24 protein-coding genes are annotated in these 25,643 nt (G+C 60.9%); 11 read left to right on the top strand and 13 right to left on the bottom strand.

What is annotated here, in order from left to right; translation table 11 throughout:
* Positions 1-119: 119 nt before the first annotated feature.
* Positions 120-1,118, bottom strand: coding sequence for a Gfo/Idh/MocA family protein (locus tag ACUXUR_RS14615; protein WP_445503089.1), 999 nt, complete (start codon positions 1,116-1,118; stop codon positions 120-122).
* 21 nt (positions 1,119-1,139) lie between these two features.
* Positions 1,140-2,231 (bottom strand): LacI family DNA-binding transcriptional regulator, encoded by a 1,092-nt coding sequence (locus ACUXUR_RS14610; protein WP_445503088.1) that lies wholly within the window; start codon positions 2,229-2,231, stop codon positions 1,140-1,142.
* 159 nt (positions 2,232-2,390) lie between these two features.
* Between ACUXUR_RS14610 and ACUXUR_RS14605 the strand changes: the two genes are divergently transcribed.
* The 8 genes from ACUXUR_RS14605 (at position 2,391) to ACUXUR_RS14570 (ending at position 9,712) form a co-directional block, all read left to right on the top strand.
* Positions 2,391-3,629, top strand: a complete 1,239-nt coding sequence (locus tag ACUXUR_RS14605) for an ABC transporter substrate-binding protein (RefSeq protein ID WP_445503087.1) — start codon at positions 2,391-2,393, stop codon at positions 3,627-3,629.
* Between the two features lie 78 nt (positions 3,630-3,707).
* Entirely contained in the window at positions 3,708-4,643 is a 936-nt protein-coding gene (locus tag ACUXUR_RS14600) for a carbohydrate ABC transporter permease (protein ID WP_445503086.1), read from the top strand.
* Positions 4,640-5,524: a carbohydrate ABC transporter permease gene (locus tag ACUXUR_RS14595; protein ID WP_445503085.1), complete on the top strand. Its 885-nt coding sequence runs from the start codon at positions 4,640-4,642 to the stop codon at positions 5,522-5,524. Before ACUXUR_RS14600 ends, ACUXUR_RS14595 begins: the two co-directional genes overlap by 4 nt.
* Before the next feature lie 3 nt (positions 5,525-5,527).
* Positions 5,528-6,607 (top strand): ABC transporter ATP-binding protein, encoded by a 1,080-nt coding sequence (locus ACUXUR_RS14590; protein ID WP_445503084.1) that lies wholly within the window; start codon positions 5,528-5,530, stop codon positions 6,605-6,607.
* Between the two features lie 72 nt (positions 6,608-6,679).
* Positions 6,680-7,447 carry a sugar phosphate isomerase/epimerase family protein gene (locus tag ACUXUR_RS14585; protein WP_445503083.1) on the top strand — a complete coding sequence of 256 codons (768 nt, stop codon included), beginning with the start codon at positions 6,680-6,682 and terminating at the stop codon, positions 7,445-7,447.
* Between the two features lie 5 nt (positions 7,448-7,452).
* Positions 7,453-8,631 carry a Gfo/Idh/MocA family protein gene (locus tag ACUXUR_RS14580; RefSeq protein WP_445503082.1) on the top strand — a complete coding sequence of 393 codons (1,179 nt, stop codon included), beginning with the start codon at positions 7,453-7,455 and terminating at the stop codon, positions 8,629-8,631.
* Between the two features lie 13 nt (positions 8,632-8,644).
* On the top strand, positions 8,645-9,286 hold the full coding sequence (locus ACUXUR_RS14575; RefSeq protein ID WP_445503081.1) for a ThuA domain-containing protein: 642 nt from the start codon (positions 8,645-8,647) through the stop codon (positions 9,284-9,286).
* Positions 9,287-9,373: 87 nt separating this feature from the next.
* The gene (locus ACUXUR_RS14570) at positions 9,374-9,712 is read left to right on the top strand and encodes a hypothetical protein (RefSeq protein ID WP_445503080.1); all 339 of its coding nucleotides are present in this window, start codon (positions 9,374-9,376) and stop codon (positions 9,710-9,712) included.
* Positions 9,713-9,861: 149 nt separating this feature from the next.
* On the opposite strand, the gene glpK is transcribed toward ACUXUR_RS14570, so the two are convergent.
* The 9 genes from glpK to ACUXUR_RS14525 all read right to left on the bottom strand — a co-directional run bounded on the left by glpK (position 9,862) and on the right by ACUXUR_RS14525 (position 20,058).
* The gene (glpK, locus tag ACUXUR_RS14565; protein WP_445503079.1) at positions 9,862-11,361 is read right to left on the bottom strand and encodes a glycerol kinase GlpK; all 1,500 of its coding nucleotides are present in this window, start codon (positions 11,359-11,361) and stop codon (positions 9,862-9,864) included.
* 89 nt (positions 11,362-11,450) lie between these two features.
* On the bottom strand, positions 11,451-13,154 hold the full coding sequence (locus ACUXUR_RS14560; RefSeq protein ID WP_445503127.1) for an ABC transporter substrate-binding protein: 1,704 nt from the start codon (positions 13,152-13,154) through the stop codon (positions 11,451-11,453).
* A 152-nt stretch (positions 13,155-13,306) separates the two neighbouring features.
* Positions 13,307-13,588 (bottom strand): DUF2160 domain-containing protein, encoded by a 282-nt coding sequence (locus ACUXUR_RS14555; protein WP_445503078.1) that lies wholly within the window; start codon positions 13,586-13,588, stop codon positions 13,307-13,309.
* A gap of 12 nt (positions 13,589-13,600) precedes the next feature.
* Complete coding sequence (locus ACUXUR_RS14550) at positions 13,601-14,377, bottom strand: carbohydrate ABC transporter permease (protein WP_047188740.1); 777 nt, start codon at positions 14,375-14,377, stop codon at positions 13,601-13,603.
* Between the two features lie 104 nt (positions 14,378-14,481).
* On the bottom strand, positions 14,482-15,378 hold the full coding sequence (locus ACUXUR_RS14545; RefSeq protein ID WP_445503077.1) for a carbohydrate ABC transporter permease: 897 nt from the start codon (positions 15,376-15,378) through the stop codon (positions 14,482-14,484).
* Positions 15,375-16,475, bottom strand: a complete 1,101-nt coding sequence (locus ACUXUR_RS14540; RefSeq protein WP_445503076.1) for an ABC transporter ATP-binding protein — start codon at positions 16,473-16,475, stop codon at positions 15,375-15,377. The genes ACUXUR_RS14545 and ACUXUR_RS14540 overlap by 4 nt, the downstream gene beginning before the upstream one ends.
* A gap of 10 nt (positions 16,476-16,485) precedes the next feature.
* Complete coding sequence (locus tag ACUXUR_RS14535; RefSeq protein WP_445503075.1) at positions 16,486-17,574, bottom strand: ABC transporter ATP-binding protein; 1,089 nt, start codon at positions 17,572-17,574, stop codon at positions 16,486-16,488.
* An 11-nt stretch (positions 17,575-17,585) separates the two neighbouring features.
* On the bottom strand, positions 17,586-19,112 hold the full coding sequence (gene glpD, locus ACUXUR_RS14530) for a glycerol-3-phosphate dehydrogenase (RefSeq protein WP_445503074.1): 1,527 nt from the start codon (positions 19,110-19,112) through the stop codon (positions 17,586-17,588).
* 166 nt (positions 19,113-19,278) lie between these two features.
* On the bottom strand, positions 19,279-20,058 hold the full coding sequence (locus tag ACUXUR_RS14525) for a DeoR/GlpR family DNA-binding transcription regulator (RefSeq protein ID WP_445503073.1): 780 nt from the start codon (positions 20,056-20,058) through the stop codon (positions 19,279-19,281).
* 796 nt (positions 20,059-20,854) lie between these two features.
* Here ACUXUR_RS14525 and ACUXUR_RS14520 point away from each other — a divergent pair.
* Positions 20,855-21,256: a ParB N-terminal domain-containing protein gene (locus ACUXUR_RS14520; RefSeq protein WP_445503072.1), complete on the top strand. Its 402-nt coding sequence runs from the start codon at positions 20,855-20,857 to the stop codon at positions 21,254-21,256.
* Between the two features lie 350 nt (positions 21,257-21,606).
* Positions 21,607-22,506, top strand: a complete 900-nt coding sequence (locus tag ACUXUR_RS14515; protein ID WP_445503071.1) for a helix-turn-helix domain-containing protein — start codon at positions 21,607-21,609, stop codon at positions 22,504-22,506.
* A 32-nt stretch (positions 22,507-22,538) separates the two neighbouring features.
* Here the strand turns inward: ACUXUR_RS14515 and ACUXUR_RS14510 are convergent, their stop codons facing one another.
* Entirely contained in the window at positions 22,539-23,462 is a 924-nt protein-coding gene (locus ACUXUR_RS14510) for a LysR family transcriptional regulator (protein WP_445503070.1), read from the bottom strand.
* 115 nt (positions 23,463-23,577) lie between these two features.
* On the opposite strand from ACUXUR_RS14510, the gene ACUXUR_RS14505 reads away from it, so the two are divergent.
* Positions 23,578-24,207, top strand: coding sequence for an FMN-dependent NADH-azoreductase (locus ACUXUR_RS14505; protein WP_445503069.1), 630 nt, complete (start codon positions 23,578-23,580; stop codon positions 24,205-24,207).
* A 366-nt stretch (positions 24,208-24,573) separates the two neighbouring features.
* Here ACUXUR_RS14505 and ACUXUR_RS14500 read toward each other — a convergent pair whose 3' ends face one another.
* On the bottom strand, positions 24,574-25,605 hold the full coding sequence (locus ACUXUR_RS14500; protein ID WP_445503068.1) for an XdhC family protein: 1,032 nt from the start codon (positions 25,603-25,605) through the stop codon (positions 24,574-24,576).
* Positions 25,606-25,643: the final 38 nt, after the last annotated feature.

The raw sequence follows: 25,643 nt of genomic DNA, 5'->3' as shown, positions 1-25,643 counted from the left end.
CTCAAGCCTAAAGCGGTTGCGGCGGCCTTATGGCATGGGTCGCATCTGGGGACGAGGGCCTCCAGGCGGACAAAATGTCAGCCTCTCCCCCTCGCCTCTTCGGTCTCCAGATCTGTCTGCTAAATAGCTTCCCAGGCCGCAGAAGCCTCCGAGCGCCGGAGCGCATCGAGAATCCGCAGATTCTGGATCGCATCGTCCAGTCCATAGGCCAACGGCTCAGCCCCTCGAACAGCTCGGCTGAAGGCCTCGCCCTGGAGCTGGTACTGGTCCACCATACGAAATTCAGTAGCCCGAGCCGACCCTCCACCATGGACGGTACCGTCGTCCACAAAGATCCGAACCGGCTTGTCCGCGGGAGCATTAAAGGGAATTTCGATTTCGATCCGCCCTCTCGTGCCAAGAGCCTGAAGCCGCTGGAAGGGGACCGTCTGGGTTGAAACCGTAAAGGTCAGCTGCCGACCCGCACCGAAATCCATGAGCGCACTCGCCATGCGATCGGTTCCGAACGCAGGATCTCGATCGACCAAAGCGATCACCCGGAGAGGTTCTGCATCGAAAAAGTAGCGTCCCGCCACCACGGCATAACAGCCGATGTCCAGAAGACCGCCACCGCCGATATCGGCCTTGTTGCGAATATTGAGGGGATCGACATTAAAATATGAAAAGGCCACCTGCAGGGCTCGCAGCTCGCCGATCTCATCGCCTCTGATCAAGTTTCTGACATGCTGCCACTGCGGATGGTGCCGCACCATGAAGGCCTCGCCGATCAGCACCTGAGATGAGGCTTCTTTCAGCTTCTCGGCCTCAGCGGAGGTGATGGCGATGGGCTTCTCGCACAGGACATGCTTGCCGGCAGCAGCAGCCGCCAAGGTCATCGGAACATGCAGATGATTGGGAAGCGGATTATAGATCGCCTCGATGTCCGGATCAGCCAGCAAGGCTTCATAGGAACCATAGGCTTTCCTGATTCCAAGCTCGCCAGCCATCTCCCGAGCGGAAGCCTCATTGCGAGAGGAAACCGCCACGATGTCGCATAAAGAGCTCTTCATCATTCCCGGCACGACCTTCGTCCGGCCGATCTTTGCCGTACTCAGAATTCCCCAGCGAACAGGCTGCATAACGTCCTCCCATGGAAAGTGTTATTGAGATAGAACCCGCGTGCGGACCCGGCTCTGCCGGGATACCTTTGTTGAATCCTGCAAGAATGGACCGGTCGTGTCACGTTCCAGCAGTGTCAACGGCAACCGGATGTTCCAATCCTCCGTGCTCATTTCCTGACGGATCATTTTGAGCAGCACATCCGCGCCTCTTCGCCCAAGTTCATGCAGCGGCTGCCGAAATGTGGTCAGTGTCGGCTCGACATAATCGGCAAACTCGATGCCATCAAATCCGATCACGGAAACATCCTCAGGAACGCGAACGCCAGCCGCCCGAACGACCTTGATGAAGCCGATCGCACTCTCGTCGGAAGAGGCGTATATGCCTGTTGGTCTGTTCCTAAGACGCAGGAAGGCTTCTGCAGCAGCGACACCGGCTGAAAAAACAAACCGTCCCTCCCAACACACGAAGTCCTGGCTCGACAATCCTGCCGCAGCGACGCCTTCGAGAAAACCTGCAAGACGCTCAGCCGCAATGACGTTAGGAGGCGGTCCGGCGATGTATCCCAGCCTTCTGTGTCCAAGCCGAACCAGATATTCGACAGCGGCGCGAGATGCCTCTCGATCCTGAACGACGACATTCGGGATCTTTTCCTCATGAATGGCCGCGCACATGGCCACCATGGGAAGCCCGGCCTCCCTCATCGTTCGCTTGTCGCTTTCAGGAATACGACCATTCATGAGAATGATGCCATCGACCTGTCGGGACAAGGCAAGCTCGACATAGCGCGCCTCCCTCTCGGCGCAATTGTCGAGATTGCCGATGACAAGGCCATAGCCCGATTGTGTGAGCTCATCATCGATCCCGCGCAGGATTTGAGCGAAAACGGGGTTCGCAAGGTTGGGCACCACAACCAAGGCTGTCATGGTACGGCGCTTGCGAAGATTTCTTGCCACGCTGTTCGGTGTGTAGCCGCTGCGTCGGACGGCCTCGGTCACGAGATCGCGCGTCTTTGGCCTGACCTTGTTCGGATCGGCCAGAACACGGCTGACCGTGGCCGTCGAGACACCGGCAAGCCGGGCTACATCAGCGATGCGCACTTCCTTTGCAGAACGCCAGCCTTTCCGGCTCATGGAGAATACTCCAGGGACTCCAACAAGATATCATCCCTCTCGTTATAGACCACGTTCACGATTTCCGTAGTGTCTTGACTTCTGGAAAAAGTGCTTACAACTTATCACACAAGATGTAATCGATTACAAAAGTCGATACAACGCTTCTGGGAGGAAGCCATGCGCCTGAAAAAACGCGTTTCCGCGTATACCCTTGCTTTTGCCTTGATCTCAAGCTCTGGAGCACTTGCGCAGCAAAAGGCTGAGGTGATTCATTGGTGGACATCGGCGGGTGAATCTGCCTCTGTCAAAGTCTTTGCCGATCAGTTCACGAAAGCCGGCGGCACCTGGGTCGACAATGCGATTGCAGGTGGCGCGAACGCTCGCACGGCCGGCATCAACCGTATCGTGGGCGGCAATCCTCCGACCATGATGCAGTTCAACACCGGCAAGCAGTTCGACGAGCTGGTCAGCAACGACCTCGTCCGGGATGTCGAAAAGCAGGCGCAGGCTGGAAAATGGCGTGAGATCATGCCAAAGCCGATCGTCGACGCCACAGTTCGTAACGGCAAGTTCTACGCGGTTCCCATCAACATCCATGGTCAAAACTGGATGTTCTACAATACGAAAGTCTTCGCCGATGCCGGGCTCGAGCCGCCGAAAACCTTCCCTGAACTAGTCGAGACCGGAGAGAAGCTGAAGGCGAAGGGTGTCATTCCAATCGCCCTGGGCGGACAGCCGAACTGGGAACACAATCTGTTCCGGGCAGTTCTCGTCGGCCACGGCGGTGCGGACATGTTCCGCAAACTCTATGGGGCGCGGGACCAGAAGATCGCGAAGGATCCGAAGTTCAAGGAGACGGTCGAGCTCTTCGGCAAGATGCGCGCATTGGTCGATCCGGGCAGCCCGGGGCGGAACTGGAACGATGCCACCGCACTCGTGATCACCAACAAGGCCGCCATGCACTTCAATGGCGACTGGGCTAAGGGCGAGTTCATCGCCGCAGGCCAGACCGCCGGCAAGGAATATGGCTGCACCGTCGTCGGCCAGGAGCCGAAGCTCCAGATCGGCGGCGACGTGTTCGTCTTCCCGACAACAAAGGACAAGACGGTTCTTGCAACGCAGGACAAGCTGATCGACATTCTGCTCGATCCGACCACCCAGATTGAGTTCAACAAGAAGAAGGGCTCGATCCCGGTCCGCATGGATGTGGACGTGTCGTCCATGGATGTCTGCGCCCAGAAGTCCCACGCAATCCTGAAAGACCCGGCCAACCAGGTGGAAAGCATGGAGATCATCAGCACGCCGAACTTCTCCGGCGCCATGCAGGACGCGGTCACGCAGTACTGGAACAATCCGAACATGTCGGCCGACGCTTTCATGGAGAAGGTCGTCAGCGCCATGCGCGACGCAAGCTAGTGACCATGCGGCTCGCCCCTGGGGGGCTGGGGCGAGCCGTCCTTCGCTGGATCCGACATCTTCGACAGGGTACTCTCGATGGCGACCATTTCGATCCGCGCCCCTAGCATCAGTTCTTCATCTTCGCCTCCAAAGCGCCGCCTTCTCACTCGTCTTCCCGCAGCCTTTGCGCTTTTGCCGACCGCGCTTATCGTCCTTGTCGTCTACATCGGCTGCATGCTGTGGACGGTGCGACTGTCGTTTACCAGTTCCACGCTCCTTCCAAAGCTCGACTGGGTTGGTCTCGCGCAATATAGCCGCCTGTTCGCCAACGACCGCTTCCTGATATCGGCCGAGAACATCGTCATCTTCGGCGCCCTCTTCATTTCCGGCTGCCTCATCCTCGGCTTTCTTCTTGCTGTCTTCATCGACCAGAACGTTCGCGGCGAGGGTATTTTCCGCACGTTGTTTCTCTATCCCTATGCCATGTCCTTCGTCGTGACCGGCGTAGCCTGGCAATGGTTTCTCAACCCTGGCCTTGGCCTGCAAAAGCTCGTACGCGACATGGGCTTTCCGAGCTTCACCTTCGACTGGATCGTCAATCAGGATATGGCGATCTACACCATCGTCATCGCCGGCCTCTGGCATGGCTCCGGACTGACGATGGCGATTCTCCTTGCAGGCCTTCGCGGTATCGACAACGATCTCTGGAAAGCCGCGCGCGTCGATGGCGTCCCCACATGGCGAGTCTATACCTCGATCATCCTGCCCCTGCTCCGGCCCATGATCGTGACGGCCACCGTGCTGCTCACCACCGGCGTCGTGAAACTCTACGATCTCGTCGTCGCCATGACCCTGGGAGGTCCCGGCATTGCGACTGAGGTTCCGGCCAAGTTCGTGATGGACCACCTCTTCGAGCGCAACAACATCGCGCTTGGAACGGCAGCCGCGACGATCATGCTGATCGCCGTCGTCTCTGTCCTGGCACCGTGGGTCTACGCGAAGTACATCCGCCAGCAAGGGAGGCAGGCATGAGCCATGCGGTTCCTCAGGGCCGCCGCCCGCGGCACCTCACTCCCGGACGCATCGGCGTCTACGTTTTCCTGATCACGGCGGCGCTCTTCTTCCTCCTGCCGCTCTGGATCATGGTCGTGACCTCGCTCAAGCCCATGGATGAGATCCGTCTCGGCAACATTCTGGCTTGGCCCCAGACTCTGACTTTCGAGGCGTGGCTCAAGGCCTGGTCGTCCGCCTGCACTGGCCTTGAATGCAATGGCATCAGCGTGGGTTTCTGGAACTCGGTGCGCATCCTGATTCCGTCGGTGATCTGCTCCATCATCGTCGGCGCGATCAACGGATACGCCCTTTCCTTCTGGCGGGTCAAAGGAGCGAATGTGCTGTTCGGCGTCCTGCTCCTCGGCGCCTTTATTCCATACCAGGTCTTCCTCTATCCCCTGGTGCGCATCTTCTCGATGACGGGCGTCTACAACTCGCTGCTCTGCATCGTGGTGGTGCATGTGATCTTCGGCCTGCCGACCATGACGCTCCTGTTCCGCAACTATTATGCAGGCCTTCCCATCGAACTGTTCAAGGCGGCCCGCATCGACGGCGGTGGATTCTGGGCCATCTTCTTCCGCGTGATGCTGCCCATGTCGACGCCGATGCTGGTCGTCGCCACCATCCTGCAGGTCACAGGCATCTGGAACGATTTCATCTTCGGGCTCACCTTCGCCGGCCGTGAAAACCTGCCGATGACGGTGCAGCTCAATAATATCGTTCACTCGACTCAAGGCGAGCGCGCCTACAACGTCGACATGGCCGCTACCATGCTCGCAGCGTTGGTGCCTCTCGTTGTCTACTTCGTTTCAGGACGCTGGTTCGTTCGCGGCATCGCTGCCGGCGCGGTGAAGGGATAAGGCATGTCTGCTGTTTCGGTTCGTGATGTCACCGTTGCCTTCGAGGCTTTCCGCGTTTTTGACGGCCTTTCGCTCGATATTGAGGAAGGCGAGTTCATCGTCCTCCTCGGCCCGTCCGGTTGTGGCAAGTCGACTCTCCTCAATGCCATCGCCGGCCTTCTCGACGTCGCCTCGGGCCAGATCTGGATCGGCGGCAAGAATGTCACCTGGGAGGAGCCCAAGGACCGCGGCATTGCCATGGTCTTCCAGTCCTACGCCCTCTATCCGCGGATGAGCGTCCGCGAGAACATGTCCTTCGGTCTCAAGATGGCAAAGACGCCGAAGCCTGAGATCGAGCGGCGCGTCAATCAGGCGGCAGAACTCCTGCAGATCACGCACCTTTTGGATCGCAGGCCCGATCAGTTGTCCGGAGGCCAGCGCCAGCGCGTCGCCATCGGTCGCGCCCTGGTACGCGATGCGGCGGTGTTCCTGTTCGACGAGCCGCTTTCCAATCTCGATGCCAAGCTCAGGAACGAGCTGCGCGTGGAAATCAAGCGCCTCCACGCGAGGCTCGGTAAAACCACGATGGTTTATGTGACGCACGATCAGATCGAGGCCATGACCCTGGCCGATCGGATCGTGGTGCTGAAGGAGCAGAAGGTCCAGCAGATCGGAAGCCCGGATGAAATCTATCGCCGTCCCGCCAACCTCTTTGTGGCGGGCTTCGTGGGTTCTCCGCAGATGAACTTCGTCAAAGGCCACATCGAAGGTAACGGCGCCGGCCCGGAGTTCGTCTCCGGCAAGCGTCGCCTGTCGCTTGCAGGATATCAATTCACTGACACGCCGCAGCCTGGACAGGACGTTGTCCTTGGCGTCAGGCCCGAGCACCTCGACATTCTCGAAGCAGGCACCTGGCCGGGTTTCAAGATCGATATCGTCGAGCCTATGGGCGCCGACACGGTGATCTGGTGCAGCGACGGCGAGGGCTCCATCCAGGTCCGCATGAGCGGAAGCAAGCGAGCCGCGCGTGGTGAAGCCCTCTCCATTGGCGTCGACCCCGCACAGATCTCTCTGTTTGCCGCAGATACCGGCGACCGCCTTTAACCCGAAATCTCTCTCAATCCGCGAAACGACACCCCTCGTCTGCTCGCCCTACCGTCGAACCTTGAGGACCCGATGAGCGTCACAGATTTTCTTTCCATTCAGCTCTATACCCTGCGCTCGCTGGAGGACATCGATCGCATTCTCGATACCGTGGCGGAAGCTGGCTATCGCTATGTGGAGACCGTTGGCTCGCATCTCGAGAATGCCGAAAGCATCAAATCGAAGCTCGAAGCGAGAGGACTTAAAGCGTCGTCGAGCCATGTCAGCATGGCAGCCCTGCGCGAGAAGCCCGAGGCGATCGTCGAAGCATGCCGGACGCTCGGCTTCAAGGACCTCTTCATGCCGGCCGTCCCTCCCGAGCAGCGCGACATGGACGCCGAGGGCTGGCGCTCGCTCGGACGCGAGTTGGGCGAGATGGCTCAGCGCTTTCACGAGCAAGGCATCAGGCTCGGCTATCACAACCACCATTGGGAGCTGAAACCGAAGGATGGCAGCAAGACGGCTCTCGAACTGATCTTCGAAGCAGCGGAAGGCAGTCCGCTTGCCTGGCAGGTGGATGTCGCGTGGCTTGCGCGCGGCAATGTCGATCCCAAGGAATGGATCCACCGCTACCGCAGCAAGATCACTGCAGCCCATGTGAAGGACATCGCACCACCCGGGCAGAACGAGGACCAGGACGGCTGGGCCGATGTCGGCTCCGGTATCCTGAATTGGCACGACTTGTGGCGCACCTGCCGGGAGGCAGGCGCTCAATGGATGGTGGTCGAGCACGACAAGCCCGCAGACCCCGCCAAAACCGCCCGCGCCAGCTTCGCCTTTCTGCGCGCCATCGAGGATTGATCATCATGGATACTCTGAACGTCGGCATCATCGGCTGCGGCAACATCTCCGGCATTTACCTGCAGAATATCCCGGCCTATCGCGGTCTCTCGCTGCGGGCCTGCGCGGACATGCGGCCGGAAGTGGCCCAGGCTCAGGCGTCCCGCCATGGCATCGAAGCCATGTCCGTCGATCAGCTTTTGGCCAGCGACGATATCGATCTCGTGGTCAATCTGACGATCCCAAGTGCTCATTTCGGCGTATCGCTTGCAGCGCTAAGCGCAGGCAAGCACGTGTTCTCGGAAAAGCCGCTCGCCGTCGATTTCGAGCAAGGCCGCAAGCTGGTGGATGAGGCGGAAGCCCGCGGTCTCCTTCTTGGCTGCGCGCCCGATACCTTCCTGGGCGCAGGCGGGCGTCTCGCACGCAATCTCATCGATGACGGTTCCGTGGGACATATCCTGTCGGGAACGGCCTTCCTCATGTCGCACGGCATGGAACATTGGCATCCCGATCCGGAATTTTTCTTCAAGCCGGGCGGTGGCCCTATCTTCGATATGGCCCCCTACTATCTCAGCACCCTCGTGAACCTGATCGGCCCGGTCAAGCGCGTCTTCGCGATGTCGAGCATCGGTTTTCCTGAGCGCATCGTGACAACGGAGTCCTCCCCACGCAAGGGTGAGCGCATCACGGTCGAGACACCCACCAATGTCATGGCGCTCCTGGAATTCGCTTCCGGAGCCCAGGTCACCCTGTGCATGAGTTGGGACGTATGGAAGCACGGGCACCCGGCCATCGAGCTCTACGGCACGGAAGGTTCACTTCGAGTTCCGGATCCGAATTTTTTCGGTGGTCATGTGGAGACCACGGAGCGCGGTAGCGATTGGCGTGTGCTGGACTCAAGCGCGATGCCTCTCGGCGCTCCCAACTGGCGCTCACCGAACTGGGCACCCGATGTACCGGCACGTGCCAATTATCGTGCCCTCGGTCTGGCCGATCTCGCCAGTGCCGCCCTGCGCGGCACGCCGCACCGCTCCAGCGGACGCCTCGGGCTTCATGTGCTCGAGGTCATGCATTCCATCCTGGAAGGTGCTGCCACGGGTCAGCCGAAGGCGATCACGACCATGCCGGAACGCCCGGCTGTTCTCGGCGACGAGGATGCGACCGAACTCTGGAAAGGCCTTCCTCAAACCGCATCTGCAGCCTGAGGGAGCAACCTGAATGCGCGAGGCACTGATCGTCTGGGGTGGCTGGAGCGGGCATGAACCGGAGCAATGCGCCGGCATCATCGCCAGTATGCTGGAAGAGGACGGGTTCAAGGTCCGTATGGAAACATCGACCAGAGCATTCGCCGATCCGAACCTCGCGCAACTTAGCCTCATCGTCCCGATCTACACCATGTCGAAGATCGAGAAAGATGAGGTGGCCAATCTCTCCCGGGCGGTGCGTGAAGGCGTGGGCCTGGCGGGCTATCATGGCGGGATGGGAGACGCCTTTCGCGAAGCCGTCGAATACCAGTTCATGTGCGGTGGACAATGGGTGGCTCACCCCGGCAACATCATCGATTATCGGGTCAACGTGACCCGTCCCGATGATCCTATCATGCAGGGCATCCAGGACTTCGACTATCACTCCGAGCAGTATTACATGCATGTCGATCCGTCGAACGAAGTGCTGGCAACCACGACATTCTCCGGAGAACACGCGCCATGGATCGAAGGCGTCGTCATGCCGGTCGTCTGGAAACGCCGGCACGGCCAGGGGCGCGTCTTCTACAGCTCCCTCGGGCATGTGGCGAAGGAGTTCGAGGTGCCGGCAATGCGCACGATCCTGAGGCGCGGCATGCTCTGGGCTGCGCGGTGAGCGTGTCATAAAACTGTCATGCAAACTTCATTAGGCGGCACAGTACCGGCCTGATATCCCTCCCCTGTCATTCAATGGGGAAGCCAGATGGCGAAGACCAATAAAGATCCACTCCAGAAATTGTCCACTCTTACGGCAAAGGCCGTGCAGCGCGGAGAAAAGCTCGAACGCACCCTCACCAAGCTCGCGGCCCAGTCAGAGCCCGGCTCAACAGCAGAAGATTTCCTCAAAGCCGTTCAAGGGGGCCTCAAAGCCATCCGCAAGAACATCAAGTTGATGGAGCGTTCGGTCTCGGCTGATGTGAAGATGGCTTCGAAGGAAAAGGCTGGGAACAGCGCCAAGAAGCCCGAAAAGCGTAAGGCCGCTCCCAAGAAGCCTGCTCCTGCCGACATCAATCCGCCTGTCGAAGTGAGCGGCAAGGAGTGAGACGACCTCACCCCTTGACCAAAGAGCATACTCTGGAGGGCCTGCCCTTGGGTCCTTCATCTCTGGATAAAACCACGCAAACCTCGGCCATGCTGATCAAGATCTTCGCGATCTGACAAACCTGGATCGAAATGAGCTGCAGACCGGGATTATCGAGGCGGGTGTGTCAGCGTTCGAGAGACGGCATTACGCCAGCCGTTCACTTTCTCGACCCGCAAGGTCTCCGGCAGGGATGGCAGAAAGCGCGTCTCCAAGCGCCACATGTCGGCAAAAGCCACCGGGTCCGGGAAGATTCCGGCGTGCAGACCTGCGAGATAGGCTGCTCCTAGAGCGGTTGTCTCCTTCACCTCAGGTCGATCGACAGGAGCCCCGAGGATGTCGGCGAGGCGCTGCATCGCCCAATCGGAGGCAACCATGCCGCCATCCACACGCAGGACGGTTCCCTCTCCGTCGCGGGCAGACCAATCATCGTGCATGGCATCCAGGAGGTCGAGCGTCTGGTAGCAAACGCTTTCCAGAGCCGCGTGAGCGATCTCCCGAGGGCCGGTCGCCCGGGTGAGACCGAACAGAGCGCCTCGGCAGTCCGGGTCCCAATAGGGCGCTCCGAGCCCAACGAAGGCCGGTACCAGGTATACGGATTGAGCAGGATCCGCTTTGCGGGCCAACTCACCGGATTCGGCGGCGCTCTTGATGATGCCGAGCCCATCGCGCAGCCATTGCACGGCAGCACCTGCGATGAAGATCGAGCCCTCGAGGGCATAGGTGGGCTTGCCGCCGAACTGGTAGGCAATGGTTGTCAGGAGACGATTGCGGGAGGCGACAGGCGTCCCTCCGGTATTCAACAGGGCGAAGCATCCGGTGCCGTAGGTCGATTTGGCCATGCCAGGCGTGAAGCAGGCTTGCCCAACTGTCGCTGCCTGCTGGTCACCGGCAACGCCGCAGATCGGGATAGCGGCCCCAAAATGCTCCGGCAGGCTCATGCCATAGGAGGCAGAACAGTCACGCACCTCCGGAAGCATGGAGCGTGGGATACCAAAGAGCTTCAGAAGATCGTCGTCCCAAACGCCGCGATGAATGTCGTAAAGAAGCGTGCGGCTCGCATTCGTGGCATCGGTTGCATGGACCTCGCCTCCGGTCAGACGCCACACCAGAAATGTATCCACCGTTCCAAATGCGAGTTCGCCCCGCTCCGCTCGGACGCGCGCACCTGGAACATTGTCGAGTATCCAGGCGATCTTGGTACCGGAAAAGTAAGGGTCCAGGAGCAATCCGGTACGCTCCCGGATAAGATCTTCATACCCTTCGCTCTTGAACCGCGCACACGATTCCGCCGTTCTGCGATCCTGCCAGACGATCGCTCGATGGATCGGCTGGCCCGTGCGACGATCCCAGATAAGCACCGTCTCGCGCTGGTTGGTGATGCCAATGGCTGCCACATCCGCAGGCTGGGCATCTGCCTTGCGGAGCGCCTCGCGGCCCATCTCCACGACGGTCTCCCACAGATCCTCCGGTTCATGCTCGACCCAGCCGGATGCGGGATAATGCTGAGGAAACTCCCGTTGTGCGACGGCAACGATGGACATGTCCGCCGAGAACAGGATGGCGCGGGACGACGTGGTCCCCTGGTCGATCGCGAGAACAAGGCTCATGATTTTCCCGGAACATTGTGTCTGAAGGATATTTCAGAGCACTGGGATTCTGAAAGGCCCCGCCCCAATGAGGGCGGGGCCGGACTTGATTAGCTGCGCTTTGGCGGATTGGCCGGCCAGCTCTTGATGAGCGTGTCGTAATCGACCGTCTCACCCTTCGGCTTTTCGTTCGCCAGCTTGCGCTGAGGAGCGATGTTACCTGAGGCTTCGGCCTTCTTAAACCACTCCTCTGCCGAAGTCTTCGGGTTCAGCTTCGGTCCGCACTCGCCCTGCACGTTGGCGCGCTCGAGACGGCCGAGCACCTCGTCCTGGGCCGCGGCGAGCGAGTCCATCGCCTGCTGCGGGGTCTTAGCGCCGGAAGCCGCGTCACCGATGTTCTGCCACCAGAGCTGAGCGAGCTTCGGATAATCCGGCACGTTGTTGCCGGTGGGCGTCCACTGCACGCGCGCGGGCGAGCGGTAGAACTCGATCAGGCCGCCGAGCTTCGGCGCACGCTCGGTGAAGCTCTTGTCCCAGATGTCGCTCTCGCGGATGAAGGTGAGACCCACATGGCTCTTCTTCAGGGAGACCGTCTTCGAGGTCACGAACTGGGCATAGAGCCAGGCCGCCTTGCGGCGCTCGACCGGGGTGGACTTCAGAAGCGTCCAGGAGCCCGCATCCTGATAGCCGAGCTTCATGCCTTCCTTCCAATAGGAGCCATGCGGCGAAGGAGCCATACGCCACTTGGGCGTACCGTCCTCATTCATCACCGGCAGGCCAGGCTTCACCATGTCGGCGGTGAAGGCAGTGTACCAGAAGATCTGTTGCGCGATGTTGCCCTGGGCCGGAACGGGACCGGATTCCGAGAAGTTCATGCCGTTCGCCTGAGGCGGGGCATATTTCTTCAGCCACTCGATATACTTGGCGATGGAGTAGACGGCCGCGGGGCCGTTGGTGTCGCCGCCGCGCTCGACGGAGGAGCCGACCGGACGGCAGCCTTCCATGCGGATGCCCCACTCGTCCACCGGCAAGCCGTTCGGAATGCCCTTGTCGCCGTTGCCGGCCATGGAGAGCCACGCATCGGTGAAGCGCCAGCCGAGCGACGGGTCCTTCTTGCCGTAATCCATGTGGCCATAGACCTTGACGCCATCGATCTCCTTCACGTCGTTGGTGAAGAATTCGGCGATGTCCTCATAGGCCGACCAGTTCACCGGCACGCCTAGATCGTAGCCGTACTTGGCCTTGAACTTCTCCTTCAGGTCGGGGCGCTGGAACCAGTCGTAGCGGAACCAGTACACATTCGCGAACTGCTGGTCCGGCAACTGGTACATCTTGCCGTCGGGCGCTGTGGTGAAGGACTTGCCGATGAAGTCGTTGACGTCGAGGGTCGGCGAGGTCACGTCCTTGCCTTCGCCCGCCATCCAGTCGTCGAGCGCAACCGCCTGCTTGTAGCGGAAATGCGTGCCGATGAGGTCGGAATCGTTAACCCAGGCATCGTAGATGTTGCGACCAGACTGCATCTGAGTCTGAATCTTCTCGACCACGTCGCCTTCCTGAATAAGGTCGTGGTTGAGCTTGATGCCGGTGATCTCCGTGAAGGCCTTGGCGAGAACTTTAGCCTCGTATTCATGGGTCGTGATGGTCTCTGAAACCACGTTGATTTCCATGCCGGCGAAGGGCTTCGCCGCATTCACGAACCATTCCATCTCCTTGAGTTGTTCGTCCTTGGGGAGAGTCGAAGGCTGGAACTCGGAATCGATCCAGCGACGGGCTTCTTCCATGCCCGCGAGAGCAGCGCTGGTGCCGAGTGCCATGGCGATGACGCTCGTCGAGACGAAGAGCCTCAAGCGCCGGTGAGATTGGGTCAGTTTCATTTATTCCTCCCAAACGATGCCCTGTCCGGCTTTCTCGCCGTTGTCTCCTTCGGCACGGGCAATCCGAAGAAATTTTTGGAGCCTGCCTCCTCTCACACCATGCGGAACACCAGCACGGCATAAAGGAGCGACAGGCCCGAGGCCCACCAGAGGTCAGGCCCGACGAGCCCAAGCCACGCAAGGTGGATGAAGGCAGAGCCCAACAGAGAAATGAAAAGGCGGTCGCCGCGCGTGGTCGGAATGCGTAAGGCTCCGACTCGTTCGGTTTCAGGCCGATAGATCGCCAACAGCGTCATGATGACGAGCAGGCTCGCGATGCCGGCGAAGAAAAGCCCTGTCTGCCACGTCCAGGCCATCCAGCTTAAATCTGGCATACGAACACCTCCTCAGACCCGGCCCAGGGCGAAGCCCTTGGCGATGTAGTTGCGGACGAACCAGATCACGAGCGCACCGGGAATGATGGTGAGAACGCCCGCTGCGGCGAGTAGACCCCAGTCCATGCCGGAAGCCGATACGGTACGTGTCATGGTCGCCGCGATAGGTTTGGCGGTCACCGAGGTCAGCGTGCGCGCGAGCAGAAGCTCGACCCAGGAGAACATGAAGCAGAAGAATGCCGCGACACCGACGCCCGAGGCGATCAGAGGCATGAAGATCTTCACGAAGAACCGCGGGAAGGAATAACCGTCGATGGCGGCCGTCTCGTCGATCTCGCGCGGCACGCCGGACATGAAACCTTCGAGGATCCAGACCGCAAGAGGCACATTGAACAGGCAATGCGCCAATGCAACGGCCCATGGCGTGTCGAACAGGCCGATCGCCGAATAGAGATTGAAGAACGGCAAAGCAAAGACCGCTGGCGGCGCCATGCGGTTGGTGAGCAGCCAGAAGAACAGGTGCTTGTCGCCGAGAAAGCGGTAGCGTGAGAACGCGTATGCCGCAGGAAGTGCGAAGGCGATCGACAGAACCGTGTTGATCAGCACATAGGACAGCGAATTGATGTAGCCCGAGTACCAGCTCTGATCGGTGAAGATGGTGATGTAGTTATCGAAAGTGAGATTGCGCGGCCAAAGCGTGAGGCCGGAGGTGATCTCCGTGTTGGTCTTGAGGCTCATGTTCACGAGCCAGTAGATCGGCAGCATCAGGAACAGGATATAGAGCGTCATCACCACCACGCGCCCGTTCACGCGCGGTCCGGCAAGGGCCTTGTTCGCCGCGAGCGGCGCTGCGGAGGCTTTAACGTCGGATGGCCGGATAGCAACGGAGTCTGTCATGCCTCAGCCCTCTCCTTCTGCGCATCCACATTGGTCATGATGGTGTAGAAGACCCAGCAGATCGCAAGGATGATCAGGTTGTAGACCAGCGACATGGCAGCCGCCTTGCCGAGGTCGAATTGTCCGAGCGCCAGCTTCACCAGGTCGATGGACAGGAAGGTCGTGGCGTTGCCCGGGCCGCCGCCGGTGAGCACGAAGGGCTCCGTGTAGATCATGAACGAGTCCATGAAGCGCAGGAGAACGGCAATCAGCAGCACGCGGCGCATCTTCGGCAGCTGGATCGTGCGGAACACGGCCCAGCGAGAGGCGCCATCGATGCGGGCCGCCTGATAATAGGCATCCGGAATCGATTTCAGGCCCGCATAGCACAGGAGCGCGACGAGGCTCGTCCAGTGCCATACGTCCATGACGACGATGGTGATCCATGCATCCAGCGGGTCACCCGTGTAGTTGTAGTCGATCCCGAGATGGTTCACGACCCAGCCGAGAAGGCCGATGTCGCCACGGGCGAAAACCTGCCAGATCGTGCCGACCACGTTCCATGGGATCAGCAGCGGCAGCGCCATGAGCACGAGGCTGAGCGCCACGGTCCAGCCTTCGCGCGGCATCGAGAGAGCGACTGCAATGCCGAGAGGAACCTCGATCAGCAGAATGATCGCGGAGAACAAGAGCGTGCGCCAAAGCGAATCGAAGAATCGTCCGCCAAGATCCGTCGTGGGATCGAGCAGCTCCTGAAACCAGCCGACGCCGTTCCAGAAGAACTGGTTGTTCCCGAAGGTGTCCTGCACGGAATAGTTCACGACGGTCATCAGCGGCAAAACCGCCGAAAAGGCCACGATGAGGAAGACGGGTAAAACCAGGAACCAGGCCTTGTTGTTGAGGGTCTTCGTCATGCCGCATGCCCTCCCAGTGCTTCACCGAGAACCAGATGCCCATCGGCATAGATGTGAATATGGTGCGGATCGAAATGGAGCGAAGCCTCGTCACCGCTGACGGAGAGATTTTCAGGAACACTCGCGGCGAGCACGCGACCATTCATCTCCACGCGGGCGATGCGGGCACGCCCGATATCGTCGATACGCCGGATCCGCACAGGCAGCCCTGTGCCTTTCGGCTGGAGCTGGACGAACTCGGGCCGGATGCCGAGCTCGATCCGCTGAGCTCCCGGCAGGCTGCGATAACCACGCTGGAGAGCCACGGGTTCGTTGCCGAGATAGGCGGTTGCCCCCTCCACGCGGCAGGGCAGGATGTTCATGCCCGGAGAGCCGATGAAGTGACCCACGAACGTATGAGCCGGACGCTCGAACAATTCATCGGGCGTGCCGGTCTGCACCACCGCGCCGTCATGCATCACCACGACCTTGTCGGCGAATGTCAGCGCCTCGGTCTGGTCATGCGTGACGTAGATCATGGTGATGTCGAGCGCGCGGTGAATTTCCTTGAGGGTGGAGCGCAGCTGCCACTTGAGATGCGGATCGATCACCGTCAGCGGCTCGTCGAAGAGGATCGCCGCCACGTCCGGACGCACGAGGCCGCGCCCAAGCGAGATCTTCTGCTTCATGTCGGCCGTGAGGTTGCTGGCCTTGCGGTTGAGCACGGAGGTCAGCTCCAGCAGGCGCGCGATCTCCTCCACCCGCTGTGCCGTCCTGTCTCGCGGAACATGGCGGTTCTTCAGCGGAAAAGCGAGGTTCTCGCGCACCGTCATCGTGTCGTAAACGACAGGAAACTGGAACACCTGCGCAATATTGCGCGCCTCCGTGGGCAGGTCCGTCACGTCGCGATCATCGAACAGGATGCGGCCACGCGTGGGACGCACCAGCCCTGAGATGATGTTGAGAAGAGTGGTCTTGCCGCAGCCGGAGGGGCCCAGCAGCGCATAGGCGCCGCCCTGACTCCACACGTGATTGATCTCCTTCAGGGCATAGTCCTGCGGGGTCTGCGGGTTCGGCTTGTAGGCATGGGCGAGATGATCGAGTGTGATACGGGCCATGGATCTCTCCTCACGCGGCTTTCTGTGCCGTGCTGGCGGCGGCAAGCCGGCCGGTCGGATCGAACAGGAAGAGGTGGCGCGGGTCGAGGTAAGCGGTGATGGAGGCTCCCGGCTCCAGGCGTCTCACACCCGGCACAAGGGAGACGAACCGATGCTCCCCGGCATCGAGATGCACATAGCTTTCGGATCCCGTGATCTCGGCAACGGACACGGAGGCGGGAATGGTGATCTCATCACCGCCTGTGGATTCCAGGCTCAAGTGGTGAGCCCTGAAGCCCACCGTGTAATCCCCGTCAGGAACACTCGCGAGAACATCGGTGGCACGGACCTGTCCACCGGTGCTCAACGTCGCGGACCCGCCCGATTTGCGGATCGTCAGCGTGTTGAGCGGCGGATCGGAGAACACGCGCGCCGTGACGAGATCCTGCGGCTTGCGATAGACCTGTGGCGTCGGACCGAATTGGGTCACGCGGCCCTCGAACAGCGTCGCCGTATTGCCGCCGAGGAGCAGCGCCTCGGAAGGCTCGGTAGTCGCGTAGACGAAGATGGCACCGGACGCGGAAAACACGCGCGGCAGTTCCTCGCGCAGCTCCTCACGAAGCTTGTAATCGAGATTGGCCAAAGGCTCGTCGAGCAGAACGAGGTCGGCTCGTTTCACCAGAGCACGCGCGATGGCTGTGCGTTGCTGCTGGCCTCCGGAGAGGTTCAGGGGCTTGCGGTCAAGATAGGGTTCGAGCTGCAAAAGCCTGGCCGCATCCCGCACACGTGTCTCGATTTCGGAGGTCGGCAAACCTGCGACGCGCAGCGGAGAGGCGATGTTTTCGTAGACGCTCAGCGACGGATAATTGATGAATTGCTGGTAGACCATGGCGACGCTGCGACGCTGCACGGGCCACCCCGTCACGTCCTTGCCATCGACGAGAATGCGACCGCTCGAAGGCGCATCCAGACCCGCCATGAGTCGCATGAGAGAGGTCTTGCCGGCCAGCGTCGCGCCCAGGAGAACATTGAGGGAGCCTCGCTCCAGAATCATGGAGACGTCATCGATATGCACCGATGCTCCAACCTTCTTCGATACTCCTTCCAGGACAAGGGTCATTGGCAATTCCTTCAAGCCGCACTGGAAGTAGCGGCATTGCGCATGAACATGTCGAGAGCCTCGGCCTGGGCTGCTGACAGCCTCAAGCCCAGTTTGCTGCGCCGCCAGAGCACGTCATCGGCGGTGAGCGCCCATTCCTGATCGATCAGATAATGAACTTCACGCTCCGTGAGACCTGCACCGAAATCCTGTCCCATGTCGCTCATGGAGCGAGCATTCCCCACGACGTCTCGGGTGCGGGTGCCATAGGCGCGCACGAGGCGTGCAACGAGGGCTCGGTCCAGGAACGGATACGCGGCACTCAACTCGGCCACTAAAGCCTCGTAACCCGTCTGCGGGAAATCACCTCCCGGAAGCGGTTCTTCACCCGTCCAAGCGGACTTTCGTGCCGCGGGAAGATGGCCTTTCAGCTTGTCGAGAGCGGCCTCGGCAAGGCGCCGATACGTGGTGATCTTACCCCCGAAGATCGACAGCATCGGCGGCTGGCTGCCCGGAGCATCGAGCACCAATACATAATCGCGCGTGGCTTCCTGCGCTTTGGATGCGCCGTCATTGTAAAGCGGGCGGACACCTGAATAAGTCCAGACCACATCCTCCCGGCGGACAGGCTGCTTGAAATACTTGCTGGCCGAGGCACAGAGATAGGCGATCTCCTCTTCGGTGGCTTTCACCTGGGCCGGATCGCCATTGTAATCCCTGTCGGTTGTGCCGATCAGTGTGAAATCGCCCTGGTAGGGAATCGCGAAGATGATGCGGTTGTCGTTATTCTGGAAGATGTAGGCGCGGTCGTGCTGGAACATCTTCTTCACGACGATGTGGCTGCCCTGGACAAGCCGCACGGACGCGGAGCTGTTGGCTCGCGCCACACCGTTCAGCACCGTCTCCACCCATGGCCCCGCCGCATTGATCAGCACCTTTGCTCGAATGCGCCCCTGGCGGCCGGCTCGCAGGTCTTCGGATGTGACGACCCAGTGACCATCGGAGCGCTCGGCGCCGACAACGCGGGTGCGGGTTCGAATCTGTGCGCCACGCTCGGCTGCATCGCGAGCATTCAGCGCGACGAGGCGTGAATCGTCCACCCAGCAATCGGAATATTCAAACCCCTTGACCAGATCCGGCTTGAGAGGAGCTCCGGCAGGATCCACTTTCAGGTCGAGCGTCCGGGTCGGCGGCAGGAGCTTCCGGCCGCCAATATTGTCGTAGAGCGCCAGTCCCAGGCGCAGCAGCCATTGCGGCCGCAAGCCCTTGTGGTGAGGCAGGACGAAGCGGAGCGGCCAGACGATGTGAGGCGCGATGCGCCAGAGCACCTCACGCTCCATCAGCGCTTCACGCACGAGGCGGAACTCGTAATATTCCAGATAACGCAACCCGCCATGGATGAGCTTGGTCGAGGCGGAGGAAGTGCCGCTGGCGAGATCGTTCTGTTCAAAAAGAATGACGGACGCCCCTCGTCCGGTCGCGTCCCGGGCGATCCCGCATCCATTCACGCCACCACCAATGATGGCAACGTCGAAGGTCGCGTCCTCAAGCGAGTCCACCGGCGTCCCTCCCAAGCCCCAGCCTGGATTTTCGTTTTTATATTCGTTTGAGGCTACTCAGTCCCCAAAACGAAAGCAAGACCCGCGAAATGAAATTAACCGAAAGAGACGAAAGCATAAGACTATAATCTCACGCAACTCTGCCCAGAGGCATCCGTAGCAGCGGCTACTCGCCGAAACTTCCTACCTCCACGACCTCCACCTGCGAGGCTTCACAGACCTCTCGCAGCTGCGGTGACGACAATGTGTCCGTTACGAACAAATCGACTTCTCGAAGGTGTCCGATCCGGACAGGCGCAGAGCGCTCCGTCTTGAGGTGATCGGCCACAAGAACAACCTTTCGGGCATTGTCGATGATCGCCCGGGACACCCGCACTTCACGCACATCAAAGTCCAAGAGCGAACCATCCTCGTCGATAGCCGAGGTGCCGATCACCGCATAATCCACCTTGAACTGCCGCACGAATTCAACTGCGGCTGAACCGATGACAGCGCCATCGGCGCGCCGCACAGGCCCGCCGGTCATGATGACCTCCATCTTGGGGTGGCGGTACAGGATATTGGCAACGTTGAGATTATTGGTGATGACGAGCAGTCCCTCGTGATCCTGGAGCGCCCTCGCCACTTCCTCCGTGGTCGTCCCGATATTGATGAAGAGAGAGCTGTTGTTCGGAATAAGACGGGCGGTCGCCGCGCCGATGGCCTGTTTCTCGGCTTGGGCGATGAGACGCCGGGCCTCGTAGGCGACGTTCTCGACACCTGAGGCGATGATGGCGCCTCCGTGAACCCTGGTCATCAATCGCCGCTCGCAGAGTTCGTTCAAATCCTTACGAATGGTTTGCTGGGTGACCTCGAGGCGGGCAGCCAGATCATCCACGTTCACTCGTCCCTGGAGGCGTGCAATCCCGATGATTTCCTGCTGGCGATGAGAAAGCACCTGATCCATGGCCGAACTTTCGTTTTGGCGCCATTTTCAGAGAAGAAGCGAACCTCAAGCGAAGCATAGCACTCTCGTCCGGTCAACCCAGCCAAGAGATCAGCCTCAGTGATGGCTCGCTCACGCCGCCGACGCGGCCAGACGAATGAGGTTCCCCTGGCACCCAAAGATCGTACCGCGCATCGCCAAGCTGAGGATCTTTAAAGATGGTTCAGGGGGAGAAGAGCAAGTCGGAATTGAAGGTACATGACACAGCCGCTGTATTACCGAGAATGGTCACAAGCGGGATGGCAACAAAGCTGCACAATCAACCCTGGACCATAGATCATTTGCTAGGTTGAACCGGAGGACTGGAAGCTCTTACAGCGCTGGACTCAAAACATTAGAGTGTCCGCCGACGCCAGCGAATCCCGGGATCTTTCCTTTGCCATTTCTGGAGAATCTGGTGGTGCAGGCAGTCGAGTACGAACCCGTCTCCACTACGCTTTTCACTGCTCTGAGGAAATCTGCAGGGGAAATCTCGGTTCCCTTCCATCTGATGTGTCCGTCCCGTAGCGGCTCTCCCCGACAAGCCTCGGACACTCTCTTTGCCAGGAAAATCTATTCATATTCAGTCGCTTGACGCATCCGTGAAGCTCGTACAGAGCACCATCTGTCTAGCGGTAATTCCCTCGGGAGCAATTCGCGGACAGCCCTCGGCCGATGTCAGGTCGAACCACTTCCCGAGATCGTCCGATCTCACGGTGATCGTTGCCGAAGTGTCTCGGCAGCAGGGTTGGCCCCTATTGTCCAAAGGAACCTCGCTATGAGCGAACCAACCGCTAATTCCGTCTCGGCTCTGAACTCGGGAGTCGCCGCCTCCCCTGCCAGCCACAAGGTGAAGGCTCTCTATCGTGACCTGAGGCTCGCGGTCGAGTACGCACCGATTGAGAGCCTCAAGGCTTACAAGCGTGCCATGCGCACCCATTCTCCCGCTCACATCGAGCAAGTCGAGGCATCGATCCAAGCCTTTGGATTCGTGCAGCCGGTCCCGGTCGATGCCCACAGTGAGATCGGTGGCGGGGACGGGATCTTCGAGGCGTCCCGCAAGGCAGGCTATCGCTCTATCCCGGTCGCCCGCCTCAGGATGAGATGCCACCTCCTGTTCCCATTTAGCGATAATCTCCTTAGCTTTGGCTGCACATGTGGCATTGCCAGAACAGGCTGAAGCAGCCGCTTCGACATCGGTGTCGATTTCATCGATGACCATGGGAAGCCCCATGGCTCGGGCCTCGTTCTCAGCGCTTATCACGATGGCATGCGCCTGGTGTGAGGTCAGTTGCATGATGCAGTTTCCGTCTTGGGACGCAGTTGGCCGACAGGCCGCATTACGCAGTCACAGCAACAGGTATGGATACTGGAGACGGTGAGCAGAATTCTTCGGGCCACGCTTGTCCGCAAGCATTGAGGGTGCTGCGTTTTGCATGAAAGTGCCTTTTTCGCTTGGTCTGCGGTGTCATAATCTTGCTGTAAAGCCACGCTTCCATTCAGTTGCCGAATCGTTCCGAGGAGCGGGTTATGGCCAACACATCCGGGCGGCGCCTGGGTAAGTTCGCGGGGCTCGATCAGCCGCCCACCCTCATTGCCCGAGCCTTGCCCCTAGCCGAACTCACGGCCATGCGGGTCCTCTGGCGCGATACCGGATCCGGCAATCCAACTCGGCTCGACCGCAACAACGGCTATCTCGTGTGTTTGCAGCGGCGCGATCTGCCGGCCGGCCCGTATTGGGTGGATGACCGGCCTATACAACGGCTGCCGATTAACGGCGGGCAGTTCCTGCTGCTCGATCTCAACGAGGAACACTCGTCCCTGCAATATGGGTCCGTCGATTGCATTTCCATCTACTCCTCGCGGGATGCCCTGAACCGTTTTGGGGAGGAGCATGAGCTCTCCCCTATCGGACAGCTTCGGTCCCCGCGCGGCATCGCCTTCGAGGACGATGTCATCCGCAATCTGGGAGAGTGCCTGCTGCCGGCGTTCGAGCGCCCCGAGACCGCAAACCAGCTCTTCGATCATGTCGCGCTGGCCCTGCTCGCGCATCTCACCGCATTCTACGGCGAGCAGCCTGCCGTCCTGCGTCCCTTCAGGGGAGGATTGTCTCCCTGGCAGGAGCGCCGGGCCAAGGACATCCTGCTGACCCACATCGACGGAAAGGTCGGCCTCGCCGAACTCGCTCGAGAGTGCGGCCTCTCCCGCAGCCACTTCGCACGGGCGTTCCGGACAGCGACGGGGCTGCCGCCGCACAAGTGGCTGCTGGCGCGGCGCATCGAACTTGCGCAGGAACTGCTCCGGAACCCGAAGCTGTCCCTCAAGGAGATCGCAATCCGCTGCGGCTTCACCGACCAGAGCCACTTCACCCGCGTGTTCTCGAAGGCCATGCACGCGTCGCCCGGCGACTGGCGACGCCTTCGATCATAGTGCGGACATGAGGGACCTATCCCGACGGAGGACTACCGCCCGGTGAATTCGGTCAAGCACCGATCCCACTCGGGTATGCCTCCGAAACGCTCGACAAGGCTGTCGATCAGGACCCGGACCTTGCCCGGGACATGGGAGCCCGGCGGTCGCACGACATGGATGCCGTATTCAGGTCTCGGATAGTTCAGCAGAAGGGGTTCGAGGGCACCGCTCTCAACAGCGTCGGAGACTAGGAACGACGGAGCGTCCGCGATCCCTAGGCCCGCGACCGCCCATTGGAGAATGGCTTCCCCGCTGTCCGACCTCAGTCGCCCCTCGGGTCGGATCGAGATCCGGCGCTTGCCCGACTGGAATTGCCACTCGGGCACAAGGCTGCCCGTGTAGATCAAGCATTCGTGGCCAACGAGATCCTGCGGTGTCCTTGGCCGCCCATGACGGGCCAGGTAGTCAGGACTTGCGACCAGTACCGCGTGAACGGGCGCTATTCTGCGAACGACGAGGCTGGAGTCCCTGAGGGAACCGATGCGAACCGCGGCGTCGAGCCGCTCGCCGATCAGGTCGACCACACGGTCGGTATAGGACACATCAATCTCAAGATCCGGGTGGAGCTGGGCGAGGTCAGCCAGGACCGGCACAAGGTACCGCACGCCGAACGACAGCGGTGCGGACAGGCGCAAGCGCCCACGCACGGATCGCCCCTGCTGCGTGACGGCATCACGCGCTTCTTCGATCTCGCTCAGGATCCGATCGCACCGTGACTTGAACTCGGAACCGGCCTCCGTCGGGCTGATGCCGCGCGTGGTCCGGGTGAGGAGACGCGTGCCGAGCTCCGCCTCCAGGCGCGTGATCCGCCGGCTGACGATCGACTTGGAGACCCCCAGGCGGGCCGCGGCGCGGTTGAGGCCGCTACTGTCGACGACCTCCACGAAGCTCTTCAGGTCTTCCAGTTCGATCACGGCGGTGTTCCTCTACAGGCAACAGCGTGGTGCGGAATATGCGTCTTATGCAGCATGTCATGAACCACTAAATCGAGCGCACCGCAATGACCAAAACCCCTGGAGGGATCGTCATATGTCCACAGCTCTCGTGATCACCAGCAGCGCACTCGGCGAGGCCTCCGTGTCCAGCCAGCTCGTCGAGGAAACCGTCGCCCGCCTGAGGTCCCATGATCCCGCCCTGCGGGTCATCACGCGGGATCTCGGCCACGAACCCGTTCCGCACCTGACCATTGACTCCGCCACGGCGCTGCGCGGAGGGGAGCCCGTCAACGAGGCCCAGGCAGCCGCCCAATCCCTCTCGGACGGGCTGATCGCCGAACTCAAGGCCGCCGATACCCTCATCATCGGGGCGCCCATGTACAACTTCGGCATGCCGTCGACGTTGAAGGCTTGGTTCGACCATGTGCTGCGGGCCGGCATCACGTTCAGCTACAGCGAAAGCGGCCCCGAGGGCCTTCTCAAGGGCAAGCGCGCCCTTGTCATCGAGAGCCGCGGCGGCCTCTACAGCGAGGGACCGGCGCAGGTGATGGACTCGCAGGAGCCCCACCTCCGCAATCTTCTCGGCTTCATGGGCATCACTGACGTGACCTTCCTCCGGGCGGAGAAGCTGGCCTTCGGACCCGAGGCGCGCGATCAGGCCATCGCGGCCGTACGCCAGCAGATTACGGAAACGATCGGCGAGGCCTGCCGCAAGGCGGCCTAGCGGCCGTTCGGCTTTACGGCCATTCTCCGTTGCTCGAAGGCCCCGCCATGTCCCCCCTCTCGATGACACCGCCACGCGACAAACAGACCCTCACAGCGGGTCTGGGATGTCGCCAAGGGGCGAAGCTCCCCTTCTAACGGGGTCTTCGAGAATCCTTCACACCGGCGCGCCTGCCGTTCTCCATGCGGGATCGCGCCACGACCTCGATTGGGCATGCATCTCGGGCGGACAACCTCGACCGCAGGTGCAGAACACGAGACCGTCCTCGGTAGCATGCTCAGCAGCACGGCCTTATCCGGAGCCCTCATCCGCACGGGGGCCGTGCTGCCCTTTCGACATGCCGAGGGCGAAACCGTGAAGCATCCGCTACGTCATGACCGTTGCCCGCCGATAGCCATCAGCCACCTGCGCGATTGCCGAGAGCGCCATCGTGACGGGATCGCGCGCCGAAGGGATCAGGCCGAGCGGCGCAACGATGCGCGCGAGCGCCTCTTCCGGCAACCCGCGTTCGCGCAGTGTCGCTACCCGATTGGCGTGCGTCCGTCGGCTTCCCATCGCACCGATGAAGAACCAGGGCTGGGTCAGCGCCTGCTCCAGAAGCGACGTCTCCCAGGCATGATCGTGGAACAGGAACACGAGGGCGCTCCAGGGATCTGCTTGCAGATCCGGCGGAGGGCGGGAGTTCGCGAGGGGGTTCGCGCGGGCGCCCAATGCCGTAGCCAGCGCCAGCAGCCGCTCGTCGGGCGACAAGAGCGTCGGCGCGGTGCCGCAGGTCAGAGCGAGCCGAACCAGCGCGAGGCTCTCCGCTCCGTGCCCGACGATGACAAGCCCTAATGGCGGCGCATACGAGGAGATGAACGTCTCTCCCTGCCATCTCGGCATCTGCCAGCCAAGCCCCTGCCGCCCCAAGCCAGGAAGAATGCATAAGCCGCCCGCCCTGCCCTGCGCGAGAACCAGCGACTCCCGCCTCTCAAGGCAGGCAACGGCCTCACGGATCTCGCCCGGATCGGGATTGGGTTGGAACAGCAGATCCACTCCGCCGCCGCACGGGAGCCTGATGTCAATGTAAGGGGAACCGGCACCGTAGCGCACCTGCCGGGGCTGCCCCGCCCGGATCGCCTCCCGTGCCTCGGCAACGACGGCTGCCTCGATGCAGCCGCCCGAGAACGAGCCGGCGAAGCTGCCATCCGCCGTTACGCCCATCAGTGCCCCGATCGGGCGGGATGACGAACCGGTCAGCCCGGTGATCGTCACCAGGGCAACCTGCTGACTGCGCTGTGCTGCTTCCATGACGAACCGCAGGACATCGAGCGGGGTCGTGGCGTCGGCAGTCGCAAAGCCGCCATCGAGGCTATCTGGCTGGTCATCGACTTGAATGACAGGAGCGCATTGAAGCATTGTCCGTCCAATCCCATGATCAGGCTGGCTGTACCCCG

The organism is Microvirga medicaginis (assembly GCF_052658925.1).
This window is presented reverse-complemented; position numbering and strand designations above follow the sequence as displayed.